General features: G+C 62.4%; 15 protein-coding genes. 7 read left to right on the plus strand and 8 right to left on the minus strand.

Features of this window, described 5'->3' with window-relative positions; all coding sequences use genetic code 11:
- Nucleotides 1–54: 54 nt before the first annotated feature.
- Nucleotides 55–825 carry an isocitrate lyase/PEP mutase family protein gene (locus QD408_RS00700; protein ID WP_414138007.1) on the minus strand — a complete coding sequence of 257 codons (771 nt, stop codon included), beginning with the start codon at nt 823–825 and terminating at the stop codon, nt 55–57.
- Entirely contained in the window at nt 822–1895 is a 1074-nt protein-coding gene (locus QD408_RS00705) for a bifunctional transcriptional activator/DNA repair enzyme AdaA (RefSeq protein WP_414138008.1), read from the minus strand. Before QD408_RS00705 ends, QD408_RS00700 begins: the two co-directional genes overlap by 4 nt.
- Before the next feature lie 102 nt (nt 1896–1997).
- On the opposite strand from QD408_RS00705, the gene QD408_RS00710 reads away from it, so the two are divergent.
- Both QD408_RS00710 and QD408_RS00715 read left to right on the plus strand, forming a co-directional pair.
- Nucleotides 1998–2705: a pyrimidine 5'-nucleotidase gene (locus QD408_RS00710; RefSeq protein WP_088684540.1), complete on the plus strand. Its 708-nt coding sequence runs from the start codon at nt 1998–2000 to the stop codon at nt 2703–2705.
- A gap of 109 nt (nt 2706–2814) precedes the next feature.
- Nucleotides 2815–3441 (plus strand): calcium-binding protein, encoded by a 627-nt coding sequence (locus tag QD408_RS00715; RefSeq protein WP_414138009.1) that lies wholly within the window; start codon nt 2815–2817, stop codon nt 3439–3441.
- Nucleotides 3442–3531: 90 nt separating this feature from the next.
- Here QD408_RS00715 and QD408_RS00720 read toward each other — a convergent pair whose 3' ends face one another.
- Nucleotides 3532–4398: an LOG family protein gene (locus QD408_RS00720; RefSeq protein ID WP_088684538.1), complete on the minus strand. Its 867-nt coding sequence runs from the start codon at nt 4396–4398 to the stop codon at nt 3532–3534.
- 192 nt (nt 4399–4590) lie between these two features.
- Between QD408_RS00720 and dapD the strand changes: the two genes are divergently transcribed.
- The 3 genes from dapD to QD408_RS00735 all read left to right on the plus strand — a co-directional run bounded on the left by dapD (nt 4591) and on the right by QD408_RS00735 (nt 7329).
- A complete protein-coding gene (gene dapD, locus QD408_RS00725; protein WP_414138010.1) occupies nt 4591–5451 on the plus strand; it encodes a 2,3,4,5-tetrahydropyridine-2,6-dicarboxylate N-succinyltransferase in 861 nt (286 codons plus the stop codon).
- A 101-nt stretch (nt 5452–5552) separates the two neighbouring features.
- On the plus strand, nt 5553–6746 hold the full coding sequence (gene dapE / locus QD408_RS00730) for a succinyl-diaminopimelate desuccinylase (protein ID WP_414138011.1): 1194 nt from the start codon (nt 5553–5555) through the stop codon (nt 6744–6746).
- On the plus strand, nt 6733–7329 hold the full coding sequence (locus QD408_RS00735) for a hypothetical protein (RefSeq protein WP_088684535.1): 597 nt from the start codon (nt 6733–6735) through the stop codon (nt 7327–7329). Before dapE ends, QD408_RS00735 begins: the two co-directional genes overlap by 14 nt.
- Nucleotides 7330–7350: 21 nt before the next feature.
- On the opposite strand, the gene truA is transcribed toward QD408_RS00735, so the two are convergent.
- The 5 genes from truA to def form a co-directional block, all read right to left on the minus strand.
- Complete coding sequence (gene truA / locus QD408_RS00740; RefSeq protein ID WP_414138012.1) at nt 7351–8151, minus strand: tRNA pseudouridine(38-40) synthase TruA; 801 nt, start codon at nt 8149–8151, stop codon at nt 7351–7353.
- Nucleotides 8151–9086 (minus strand): methionyl-tRNA formyltransferase, encoded by a 936-nt coding sequence (gene fmt / locus QD408_RS00745; RefSeq protein WP_414138013.1) that lies wholly within the window; start codon nt 9084–9086, stop codon nt 8151–8153. Before fmt ends, truA begins: the two co-directional genes overlap by 1 nt.
- Nucleotides 9087–9106: 20 nt before the next feature.
- Complete coding sequence (locus QD408_RS00750) at nt 9107–9529, minus strand: type II toxin-antitoxin system VapC family toxin (protein ID WP_414138014.1); 423 nt, start codon at nt 9527–9529, stop codon at nt 9107–9109.
- Nucleotides 9526–9810, minus strand: coding sequence for a FitA-like ribbon-helix-helix domain-containing protein (locus tag QD408_RS00755; RefSeq protein ID WP_088684531.1), 285 nt, complete (start codon nt 9808–9810; stop codon nt 9526–9528). The genes QD408_RS00750 and QD408_RS00755 overlap by 4 nt, the downstream gene beginning before the upstream one ends.
- A gap of 64 nt (nt 9811–9874) precedes the next feature.
- Nucleotides 9875–10390 (minus strand): peptide deformylase, encoded by a 516-nt coding sequence (def, locus tag QD408_RS00760; RefSeq protein ID WP_414138015.1) that lies wholly within the window; start codon nt 10388–10390, stop codon nt 9875–9877.
- Between the two features lie 298 nt (nt 10391–10688).
- On the opposite strand from def, the gene QD408_RS00765 reads away from it, so the two are divergent.
- Together QD408_RS00765 and QD408_RS00770 are read left to right on the plus strand one after the other, a co-directional pair.
- Nucleotides 10689–11912: a DNA recombination protein RmuC gene (locus QD408_RS00765; RefSeq protein ID WP_414138016.1), complete on the plus strand. Its 1224-nt coding sequence runs from the start codon at nt 10689–10691 to the stop codon at nt 11910–11912.
- A gap of 80 nt (nt 11913–11992) precedes the next feature.
- Nucleotides 11993–12892, plus strand: a complete 900-nt coding sequence (locus QD408_RS00770) for a ribokinase (RefSeq protein ID WP_414138017.1) — start codon at nt 11993–11995, stop codon at nt 12890–12892.
- The last annotated feature ends 32 nt before the right edge of the window (nt 12893–12924 follow it).

The raw sequence follows: 12924 nt of genomic DNA on the forward strand, positions 1-12924 counted from the left end.
AAAGGCTGCGCCCTTCACCGATAGGAAGGGCGCATCTACTTTGCGGGCGCGGCCTCAAAGTTGGCTATAGACCGCCGTAGCCTCCTGCTTCAGCTTTTCCATCATCGACCGGTACGGCCCCGGACCATAGCTGACGCGGCCGACGCCAAGCTTTGCCAGCGTTTTCACATCGGGAGCGCCCGGCCTCATCATAATATTGACGGGCAGCGGCGATGCCGCGCAGATCTTTTCGATCAATGCAGGATCGATCAAGCCCGGAACGAAGAAGCCGCTGCCGCCGGCCTCCGCATAGGCCCTGCCCCGCTCGATCGCTTCGTCCACCAGGCCGGCATGTTTGGAGAGATCGCTCTCGGCAAGGAAGAGGTCGGTGCGGGCGTTGATGAAAAATGGAATGTCCTTTCCTTCCGCCATCTCGCGAATGGCGCGGATGCGCGCCGCCTGCCGTTCGACCGGATGGAGCCCGCTGCCGTCGACGACCCGATCCTCGAAATTGATGCCGATCGCGCCGACCTCCACCAGCTTGGCGACATTGGCGGCGGCACCTGCAGGCTCCGCCGAATAAGCCCCTTCGAAATCGACCGAAAGCGGGAGATCGATGACATTGGTGATGGATTTCACCGTCTCGACCAGCGCCGGCATCGGCAGCTTCTCGCCATCGGCATAACCCTGGGCTGCCGCAACCGACCAGCTCCCCGTCGCAAGCGCCTTGGCCCCGGCATCGGCAACGGCCTTCGCCGTGCCCGCATCCCAGATATTATAGAGGACGATCGGATCGCCCTTCCGGTGCAATGCGTGGAACGCCTTGGCTTTTTCATTCTGGTTCATGCACTCTCCTCCATCTTTGCCTGCGCGTTGATCTTCTCTTCATGCCGCAGCAGCCATTGCTTGCGCCAGAGCCCGCCGCCATAGCCGGTCAAAGAGCCATCCGCCCCGAGGATACGATGGCAGGGCACGATGATGGCGAGCTGGTTGGCGCCGTTGGCGCGGCCGACGGCACGCACGACCTCCGGCCTCTCCATCTCCCTTGCCAGATCGCCATAGGCGCGCGTCTGACCGGCGGGAATATCCATGAGCTTTGCCCAGACATGCTTCTCGAAAGGCGTGCCGCCAAGCGCCAGCGGCGTTTTGAAGACGGTGAGCCGGCCTTCGAAATAATCCCGGATCTCCGTCTCGATCTGGTCGATGACAGGCGTGCGGCCGATCGCGACCGAGGAACGGACACGCTTCTGCAGCGCTTCGAGCTCGGTCGGCAGCGCCTTACGGTCATGAAACTCGAGAAGATGCAGATGTGCCCGGTCGGCGACCGCGACCATCGGGCCGAGCGGCGTGTCGAACCAGTCGGCAAAGAGCAGTTCGCGGTTCTGCGACAGCGCCGGCGCCTTGCCGACGAGCCGCTGAAAAGCAGCCCGAAAACCGCTCGGAGATTCGTAGCCGGCCTCGATCTGCGCATCGATGACGCGCGCCCCATCCGCCAGTTGCCGGGCAGCCTCACCGAGACGCCGGTAACGGACGATGTCATGGAAGGTCATGCCGAGTGCCCGCTTGAAGGCTCGCCGCACGGTCGAGGGATCATGACCTCTGCGGACGAGTTCCTCCTCGGTCCAGCGGATATCAGGCTCGCTGTCGAGCCGCGCCAGCAACTCGTCTACGACGGGTTCCCTGCCCGGCTGCTCAAGCGGCCTGCAGCGCCGGCAGGGGCGAAAGCCGGAATGCATGCAGGCGGCGATCGTATCGAAAAAGATCGTGTTTTCCCGCTTCGGCTTGCGCGCCGGGCAGGTCAGACGGCAGAAGATGCCCGTCGTCTTCACGCCGACATAGGCCTGGCCCTCGTAATCGGCGCTGCGCGCGATCAGGGCATCATAGAGCGTATCATCATCGGGGCGTTCGAAAAGCATGCGGACTTTCTAGCACCGCGCGCCTGCCGCGTCCGCCGAAAATCGGGCGTCTATTTTTTCTTGTCGATTTCCCTACGGTCGTGCCTGTGCCATAAGGGCGCCATGACAAAGATCGACCGTACGCCTGAAAGAGCCGATTTCGAACACGTCACCGACTGGGTGTTCGACCTCGACAACACGCTCTATCCCCATCACGTCAATCTCTTCGCGCAGATCGACAAGAACATGACCGCCTATGTCGCGGCGCTCTTGCAGATGGAGCGGGAGGAAGCGCGCAAGCTGCAGAAGCAGTATTATCTCGACCACGGCACGACGCTGCAGGGCCTGATGATCCATCATGGCATCGATCCGAACGACTTCCTCGAAAAGGCGCATGCGATCGACTATTCGGCGCTGACGCCGCAGCCGGAACTCGGCGAGGCGATCAAGGCGCTGCCGGGGCGCAAATTCATCTTTACCAACGGCAGCGTCAAGCATGCCGAGATGACGGCAGGCGCGCTCGGCATCCTCGAGCATTTCGACGACATCTTCGATATCGTCGCCGCCGACTACGTGCCGAAACCGGCGCAGGCGACCTATGACAAGTTTACGGCGCTGAAACGCGTCGAAACGAGCAAGGCGGCGATGTTCGAGGATCTGCCGCGCAATCTGACCGTGCCGAAAGCGCTCGGCATGCAGACCGTACTGCTCGTGCCGCGCAATCTGGAAGAAACGGTCGTCGAATGGTGGGAAAAAACCAGCGGTGAGGAAGATCACATCGACTTCGTCACAGACGATCTCGCCGCCTTCCTCGGCAAGGTTGGCCGCTGACGGCTCACCTTACGAAAGTTTCACCCAGCTTACAGATGTTTAACTGGGTCTTCCGGCCTCGCTTTCATATCTTCTTTCGTGAGGGGACACCTTACGAAAGGGAAATACGATGTACCGCAATAAGCTGATACTGGCAGCACTTTCCTCCGCCCTCGTTTTCGGCGCTGCAGCCGGAGCAAGCTTCGCCGCCCCCGGAGACGGGCCACGCCACCATGCCGGCAAGGGCGGTCCGGGCCGCGACGCCTTCCTCGACATCACCTATGTCCGCATGCTGAAGCAGTTCGACACGAACAAGGACGGCAAGGTTTCCAAGGACGAGGCGACGGAAGGCGTCGACAAGATCTTCGCCACGATCGACACCAACAATGACGGGTCGCTCACGCCAGGCGAAATCCGTCAGTATCGGCAGGCTGAGATGAAGGCGATGCGCGACCAGCGCAAGCAGAATGCCGGCGAAAACAGCGATCTGAATGCAGCGCCCGAGACATCTGACAACAGCGATCAGGGGCGGTCGCCCCGCGATGATCATGATGGTCGCGGCGGGCATCACTGGATGCGCCATGGCGGCAACATCATGAATGCCTCGATCATGTTGCACCGGATCGACACCGACGAGAACGGCCAGATTTCCAAACAGGAAGCCGAAACCGCCATGGACAAGCTGTTTGCACGGATGGACCGCAACAAGGACGGCGTCATCTCGATCGACGACATGCCGGACCGGCCGTTCCTGTAAGGCCGGACGAACCATTGCCTCCGCTCTTCCCCGCTCCGGCGGGGAACGAGATCCTTATCTCTCATACGATCGAAATGCTGCGCCCAGGCCTTACTCGCGGCGTTCGTAAAAATCCTGCACGATCTTCCACGCCGCTTCGGCCGTCTCGACGAAACTGATCAGTTTGACGTCGTCGGGCGCGATCGTCCCGAATTCGGCCAATGCGTCGAAATTGATGATGCTCTTCCAGAACGCTTCGCCGAAGAGGATCAGCGGCAAGCGCTCCATACGCCCGGTCTGGATCAGCGTCAGGCATTCGAAGAATTCGTCGAGCGTTCCGAAGCCGCCGGGAAAGACCGCGATCGCCTTGGCGCGCACCATGAAATGCATCTTGCGGATGGCGAAATAGTGAAAGTTGAAGCTGAGCTCCGGCGTCACGTAGGCGTTCGGCGCCTGCTCGTGCGGCAGCACGATGTTGAGGCCGATGGACGGCGCACCCTCGTCGGTCGCACCGCGATTGCCGGCCTCCATCACGCCGGGGCCGCCGCCGGTGACGATGACATATTCCTGGAAACCGAAAGTCGCCGCATATTTCGAGCAGAGCCGGGCGAATTTGCGCGCCTCGTCATAATAGACGGACGCAGCCTCCAGATTGGCGCGCTGGATATCGTTGCGCGCCGCCCAGGCGCTCTGGCCAGGGGCGGGAATGCGGGCGCCGCCGAACATGACGACGGTCGACCTGATGCCGCGTTCGGTCAGCATCATCTCCGTCTTCAGCAGTTCCAGCTGCAGGCGGATCGGCCGCAGCTCCTCGCGGCAGAGGAAGTCCTCGTCGACATAAGCAAGGCGATAGGCCGGAGACATCGTCTGCGGCGTCTTCGGCACGGCTTCGGCGCGCTGCCTGTCGGTCGAGCTGCTCTTCAGCGGATCCCATACGCCATCCTTGCGCCTAGAACCGCCGTTTCGTCCCTTCGCCATATCGAAATGCCTTTCAGTATTGCCGGCCGTGAGACCGGATATGTCGCTATAACGCCTTGAATCCAGGTGAACTTGCCCGAAAAATCATTCCATTCTACGGACGCATGCTGTAGAGCAGGACCCAATCCCGCCAATCGCAATTCCGGAGACCTTGCCGTCTCCACGATAAAGATCGAAGTTTAAGGAATTCTCATGAGCGCCACCGACCTCGCATCCCTCGAAAAGACCATCGAAGCCGCCTTCGACAATCGCGACAATGTGAACACGTCGACGAAGGGCGAGGTCCGCGATGCGGTCGAGGCGGCGCTCGACCTGCTCGACGCCGGCAAGGTCCGTGTGGCGACGCGCGGCGCCGATGGCGCCTGGACGGTCAACCAGTGGCTGAAGAAGGCCGTGCTGCTGTCCTTCCGCCTCAACGACATGGAGGTGGTCAAGGGCGGCTCGGGCAATTCAACCTGGTGGGACAAGGTGCCTTCGAAATTCGAGAATTGGGGCGAGAACCAGTTCCGCGCCGCGGGCTTCCGCGCCGTGCCGAACTGCGTCGTGCGCCGCTCGGCCTATATCGCGCCGAATGCGATCCTTATGCCGTCCTTCGTCAATCTCGGCGCCTATGTCGGCGAGGGCACGATGGTCGACACCTGGGCAACGGTCGGCTCCTGCGCGCAGATCGGCAAGCATGTGCATCTGTCCGGCGGCGTCGGCATCGGCGGCGTGCTGGAACCGATGCAAGCCGGCCCGACGATCATCGAGGACAATTGCTTTATCGGCGCCCGCTCCGAAGTGGTCGAGGGCTGCATCATCCGTGAGGGCTCCGTGCTCGGCATGGGCGTCTATATCGGCAAGTCGACCAAGATCGTCGACCGCGCCACGGGCGAAGTGACCTATGGCGAAGTGCCGCCCTACTCCGTCGTCGTCGCCGGCTCGATGCCATCGGGCAATGCGACCATGGGCAACGGCAAGCCGGCCCCGCATCTCTATTGCGCGGTCATCGTCAAGCGCGTCGATGAGCAGACCCGTTCCAAGACCGGTATCAACGAACTGCTCCGGGATTGATGACAGCTGGACATTGATCCGGTAAACAGGCGGCGTCTTTTTACGTGAGGCGGCCTCGCCTTGCCATGTCTTTGCCATTCCCGCCGGATAGTTCGACCGCCATGACCGCTACCGATCCCGTCGCCAATCTCCAGACACTGATTCGCTGCCCCTCCGTGACGCCCGCCGAAGGCGGCGCGCTGACGGCGCTGGAGGCGATGCTTGCGCCGCTCGGCTTCAAAACCGACAAAGTGAAAGCGAGCGAAGAGGGAACGCCCGATATCGAGAACCTCTATGCCCGCCTCGGCAGCGACGGCCCCCACCTGATGTTTGCCGGCCATACCGATGTCGTGCCGGTCGGCGACGAGGCGGCCTGGACGCATCCGCCTTTTGCCGCCGAGATTGCAAAGGGCGAGCTCTTCGGCCGCGGCGCCGTCGACATGAAGGGCGGCATCGCCTGTTTCGTCGCCGCCGTCGCCCGCCATATCGAAAAGAACGGGCCGCCCGCAGGCTCGGTTTCCTTCCTCATCACCGGCGACGAGGAAGGCCCGGCGATCAACGGCACGATCAAGCTCCTGCAATGGGCGGCCGAGCGCGGGGAGCGCTGGGATGCCTGCCTCGTCGGCGAGCCGACCAATCCGGACAGTCTCGGCGACATGATCAAGATCGGCCGGCGCGGCTCGCTGTCGGGCAAGATTACCGTGCATGGCGTGCAGGGCCACGCGGCCTATCCGCATCTCGCCGACAATCCGGTGCGCGGCATTCTGCAATTGACGCAGGCACTGATGGACCCGCCCTTCGACGGCGGCACCGACGATTTCCAGCCGTCGAACCTCGAGGTGACCACCATCGATGTCGGCAATCCCGCGACCAACGTCATTCCGGCAAAGGCATCGGCAAGCTTCAACATCCGCTTCAACGACAGCTGGACCGTCGAAACGCTCAGGGCCGAGATCCTGCGCCGCCTCGACGCCGCCGCGCGCGACGGCGCATTGCGGGCGGGCCGGGAGCCCGTGAAGTACGACATCGCCTGGGCCGACCGGCCGAGCCATGTCTTCCTCACGCGCAACAATGCGCTGATTGCCTCGCTGTCTTCTGCCGTCGAGAACGTGACCGGCCGGTCGCCCAAGCTTTCGACCACCGGCGGCACGTCGGATGCGCGCTTCATCAAGGATTACTGCCCGGTCGTCGAATTCGGCCTCGTCGGCCAGACGATGCACATGGTCGACGAGCGTGTCGCCGTCGCGGATCTGGAAACGCTGACGGCGATCTACGAGACCTTCATCGCACGCTGGTTCGCCAATGCCGGGTCTTAGGGAAGTCCAATATTATCTGGCGGGCCTCTGGCTGCTGATCCGGCTGGATCCGCGCGGCTTCCGCTTCCTCGACCTATCGGATCGCGGCGTCAACCGCTCGTTCTGGGCAATGGCCTGGTGCCTGCCGCCGATGGGCATTTCCTGGCTCTGGTGGCGGCAGGTCTTCCTGCGGACGATGCCTCCGGAAACCGATGTCGACTTCGCCTTCTATATCAGGCTCAGCCTCGTCGAAATCGCCAACTGGTTCGTGCCGCTGGTCTTTGCCGGGCTGCTTCTGCTTGCCTTCCGCATGGGCGAGCGCTTCGCGCCCCTCGTCGTCAGCGTCAACTGGCTCGGCGTGCCGCTTTCCTATATCAACGGGCTGCTGCTGGCGCTGGTCTTCTTCCTGCCTGGAACGGTCGGCCTGGTGTCGCTGCTGCTGCTCGCCTGCATGCTGGCGCAGGTCTTCGTGCTGGCGCGCATTCTGCGGATGATCTGTTACGGCCACGCGCTGATGGTCGGCGCGCTGACGCTGGTGCTGCTAGTGCCACCGATGATCCTTTCTGAATATCTCCAGCACTTCCTCGGCATCTATCCCGCCTGATCCGCCTCCGCGGCGGAGGCATTACGACAGATCGTCGTCGTTTTCGTCGATCGGCCTTCGCCGGTCGGTGATCACCTCGGGATAATCCACCTGCATGAAATAGAGCCCTTCGGGCGGGGCCACCGGGCCACACGCCTTGCGGTCCTGCGCCTCGAGCGCGGCCTGGACATCGTCGGGTGTCCATTTGCCTTCGCCGGCGAGCTTCAGCGTGCCGGCGAAGGAGCGGATCTGATTATGGAGGAAACTCTGGGCCGTGGCGCGGATCTCGATCAGTTCGCCGTTGCGCGTCACATCCAGCCGGTCGAGCGTGCGCACCGGGCTGTTCGCCTGGCAATGGGCGGAACGGAAGGTGGAGAAATCGTGCCTGCCGACAAGCCTCTGGGCGGCGGCATGCATGACCTCATGGTCGAGCGTCTTCGGCACCCACCACGCCTTGCCGGCTTCGAGCGCCAGCGGCGCCCGCCGGCTGACGATGCGGTAGAGGTAGTGACGCCTGAGCGCGGAAAAACGAGCATCGAAGAATTCGGGAACCGCCTCGACATCGAGAATGGAGACGCGCTCGCCGGCGAGCCTCAGATGCGCGTTCAAGGCATTCTGCAGCTTATAGGGCGACCAGTCCTTAGAAAGATCGACGTGAATGACCTGCCCCATGGCGTGAACGCCGGAATCGGTGCGTCCGGCGCCGCGGACCGACACAGTCTCGCCACTCAGCGACAGCACGGCGGCTTCGATCGCGCCCTGTACGGAAGGACCATTCTCCTGCCGCTGCCAGCCGACATAGGGGCCGCCGTCATATTCGACGGTCATGCGGTAACGCGGCATCAGGAGAGCCTCGTGCCCGCCGCAAGCGGCGTGCCCCTGAGAAAATCGGCCGCCGCGAGCGGCTTGCCGCCCGCCTTCTGCAGCCGCGTCAGCCGCACCGCGCCCGAGCCGCAGGCGACCACGAGATCATCCGTCAGCAGCTCTCCGGCCGCGCCCTGCCCTTGCGCCAGTTCCGAGCCCAGCACCTTCACCCGTTCCGGCTTGCCGCCGATCTCAAGCTCGAACCATGCGCCGGGAAACGGCGCGAGGCCACGGATATGATTGTGCACATCCCTCGCATTTCCGGCAAACTCAATGCGCGTCTCGGCCTTGTCGATCTTGGCGGCGTAAAGCACGCCCTCTTGCAGTTGCGGCGTCAGTGGCAGGTCGTTCATCTCCAGCTTCACCATGGCTTCCGCCATCGCCTTGGCGCCCACGAGCATCAGCCGGTCGTGCAATTCGCCCGCCGTCATGTTCGAGCCGATTTCGACTTCGCGGGTCAGCGCGACGGCGCCGGTATCCAGCCCCTTGTCCATCTTCATCACCATCATGCCGGTCTTCTCGTCACCGGCCATGATCGCCCGCTGGATGGGCGCGGCACCTCGCCAGCGCGGCAGCAGCGAGGCATGGCCGTTATAGCAGCCATCCCGGGTGCCGTTCAAAATCGCCTCCGGCAACAGCAACCCGTAAGCGACGACGACGCCGACGTCGGCATTGAAGGCGGCAAACCTCTCGCGCTCCTCCGGGTCTTTGAAATTGACCGGCGTGAAGACCGGGAGACCGAGCAATTCGGCCGCCTGATGCACGGGCGATTTCTGCAGATCGAGCCCGCGCCGTCCGCCCGGCCGCGGCGGCTGCGTATAGACGGCAACAATCCTGTGGCCCGCCTCGACAAGCAGGCGCAGGGTCGGAACCGAGAACTCGGGCGTTCCCATGAAGATGATGCGAAGAGACATTCTATCTCGCCAATTGAGGATCAACCGTCTTCAAACGGGTTTACGAGCTTGAGATCAAGCCCCTCGAAATCTCTGGTGTTGTGGGTGGCGAGCGTCGCGCCGTTTGAAAGGCAGATGGCGGCAATCATGGCGTCCTGGACCGAAATCGGCCGCCCTATGCTTTCGCGTTTCGCTCGCAAGCGACCGGTCGCCATAGCCGTTTCCAAATCCCAGCCAACAATACGATCACGGAATTGGCCTTTCACCAAATTCTCGACAGCACGAAAGAAGCGGTCCGATCCTGTCTTTAAGAGAACCCTCTCGGCTCCGTAAATCTGCTCCATCAACCCGACCGTGCAAAGCCAGATTCGCGAGCCATCCTGCCGCAATATCCAGGCTTTCACATTTTCATTCGGCAATGGCCTGGCGAACTCCGACACCACATTCGTATCGAGAACGATCATTCGAAATCCTCGAATGGTCGCCCGAAGTCTTTTTTCCGCGCCGCCTCTATTTCTTCCATGATTGCAGCAAATTCGTCATCCACTGCGCCTTCGCTTACGAATGCGGCGCGTATCGCTTCATACGCCGACACAGTCTCGGGTTTCGCTTCAGTTTTTCGTTGAAGCGCTTCCCGTAAAAGCTCCTTGGCCTCATCGGAAAGGCTGTTTCCGCTGCGCTGCGCCGCCTCCGCAATATCTCGCTTCATTGCGTCGGAAATATTTCTGATCAGCAGATCGCCCATGCGACGCCTCAATTATGATATCAATGATATCATAATGCCTTGCCAGCGTATTTTCAATGCGCCGTCAGAGCGCCTTGGACTTCGCCGCCTTGGTGAATTTCTTGATCACCATCTCCCGCTTCAGCCGCGAGATATAATCGATGAAGAGCACGCCGTTCAGGTGGTCGATTTCGTGCTGGAGGCAGGTGGCGAGCAAGCCGTCGGCTTCCACCGTCTGTTCCTTGCCGTTCCGGTCGAGATATCTCACCGAAACGACGGCCGGACGCTCGACCTCGGCATAATAGTCCGGAATCGACAGGCACCCCTCCTCGTAGACGGAACGCTCGTCGGAGGATTTGATGATCTCGGGATTGATGAAGACCTGCGGCTGTTTTTCTTCGCCTTCACGCGACACGTCGATGACGAGCATGCGGCGCGGTACGCCGATCTGGATTGCGGCAAGGCCGATCCCCGGCGCGTCGTACATGGTTTCCAGCATGTCGTCGGCAAGGCGCTGCAGGTCGGTATCCACCCGCTCGATCGGCTTGGATATCTGGCGGAGGACGGGGTCGGGAAGAATGATGAGTGGCTTAATGGTCATGGCGTTCCCATAACCCATCTTTTCCGACTATGGAATTATCCGGCAGGCGGGGAGCGCGCTTTTTTGCTTCCCCGCCCGGAATTTCGCCATATTCGCGTCACGCCGCTCGGCGGGTAGCGACGACGGAATGGCCCTCGGGCCGCGCGCGACAGTTTTGGCGAATAGAGCATTCGTTAAATTAGCCCGCGATTTCTTTTTACGAACGAGGAAGAACAGCGGCTTGCGAAGATATTGGGGACCGCCCATTCCGTTCACGCTTTGATCTATATCTCGCCGTTTCTTCTGTTATGGTTGCGGCATGACCAGTCATTCCGAATCGCTCACCCTTTCCCTTGCCTCGATCAGCCCGGCCATGCTGGCGCTCGTCGGCGGGGTTTTCGCAGCCCTCGCCGTGCTGGTGGTCGTCCTTCTTCTGCGCAGCGCCGGTCTTCGCCGCGAGCAGGCGGAGGAGGCGAACTTCCGTGCGGCGGAAGGCGAGGCGCGCATGGCCGAACTTCTGAAGATCCAGGCGGAGATGCAGGGCCGCATCACGGCAATGGCCGAAGTTTTCGGCGCGCGGCAGAGCGAGCTCAACCAGGCGATCAACCAGCGTCTCGACGGCATGTCGCAGCGCGTCAGCTCGACGATTACCGAGCAGACGAAATCGACGCATGAGAACCTGCAGCGGCTGCAGGAGCGGCTGGCGGTCATCGATGCCGCGCAGAACAATATCCAGACACTCGCCAAGGATGTCGTCGGGCTGCAGGCCATTCTTTCCAACAAGCAGACGCGCGGCGCCTTCGGCCAGTCGCGCATGGAAACGATCATCGCTGACGGCCTGCCGATGGGCGCCTATACTTTCCAGCCGACGCTCTCCAACGGCTCGCGGCCGGACTGCACGATCCGCATGCCGAACGACGCGCCGGCATTGGTCATCGACGCGAAATTTCCGCTCGAAGCCTGGAACGCGATCCGCGACGCGGCCAGCCCCGAGGCCGGCAAGATCGCAAACCAGCAGTTTCGCCGCGATATGGACGTCCATATCCGGGACATTTCCGAGAAATATCTGATCCAGGGAGAGACCCAGGAGACGGCCTTTCTCTTCGTGCCCTCCGAATCGATCTTCGCCGAGATCCACGAAAACTTCGAGCCGGTGGTGCAGAAGGCGCATCGCTCACGCATCGTCATCGTCTCGCCGTCGCTGCTGATGCTGTCGATCCAGGTCATCCAGGCCGTGCTCAAGGATCAGCGCATGCGCGCGCAAGCGCATCTGATCCAGGGCGAAGTGGCGATCCTGATGGACGATCTCGGCCGCCTCGACGAGCGTGTGCGCAAGCTGCAGGGCCATTTCGCCATGGCGCAGAAGGATATCGACATGGTGGTCACGTCAGCCGACAAGCTGACCAAGCGCGGCGCCAAGATCGAAGCGCTGGAATTCGAGGCGGGCGGCGACGGCAAGCCCGCCCGCGACAGCGAACCCGCGGCCAAATCGGTGGAAAGCCGCACCGGTCTTCTGAAGCTCCGGGTGGTTGACGAGGAGTGACCGCTTCGGGCAGTGTCTGCCCCTCATGAAATAGCAGGAGCATGATGTCGTCCGCATGCTCCAAAAGACGGGACAGCCTGATGATCACAGTTTTCGGGTCCATCAACATGGACCTCATCGCCACGACCGAGCGCCTGCCGAAGCCCGGCGAGACGGTGGCCGGCAACGGCTTTGCCACGGCCGCCGGCGGCAAGGGCGCCAACCAGGCGCTGGCAGCACGCCGCGCCGGCCGCTACGTGCATATGGCCGGCGCCGTCGGCAAGGATGCCTTCGCCGCGGACGCGCTTGCCCTGCTCGATGATGCGGGAACCGACCTTTCTCTCATCAGGCATGTCGATGGTCCCACCGGCACGGCGCTGATCCTCGTCGGCGGCGACGGAGAAAACATGATCGCCGTCGTTCCGGGCGCCAACGGGCTCGTCACGCCAGCCGATGCCGAAGCGGCGGTCGCCCGCATGAGCGAAGGCGATATCCTGATGCTGCAGCTCGAAGTGCCGGTCCCGGCCGTGGAGCGCGCCTTGTCGGCAGCCCGCGTCAAAGGCATCACCAGCATTCTCAACCTCGCGCCGCTGATCCCCGATGCGCCGCGTCTCGGCCGCCTGGCCGATATCGTCATTGCCAACGAGACCGAGTTCGAGCGGCTCGCCGGGCAGAACGGCCTGGATGCCGGCGCGCGTGAGGCGGCGCTCACCCGCCTGCATCAGGAAACCGGCCAGACCCTGATCGTGACGCTCGGCGGCGACGGAGTCATCGCCATCCGCGACGGCGCGATCTCAAGGGCGCAGGGGCTGGTGATCGAACCCGTCGATACGGTCGGCGCGGGAGATACCTTCTGCGGCTATTTCGCTGCGAGCCTCGACGAAGGCCTCGATTTTGCCTCGGCGTTGCGCCGCGCGGCGGTCGCCGGTTCGCTGGCATGCCTCAAATCAGGGGCACAGCCTTCGATCCCGCTCAGCGAAGAAGTCGTAGACAGGATATAAACCGCGCCCCTTTGCGAAACCGCCAGCAATGC

This window comes from Rhizobium sp. BR 249, from assembly GCF_047445895.1.
GTDB lineage: Bacteria > Pseudomonadota > Alphaproteobacteria > Rhizobiales > Rhizobiaceae > Rhizobium.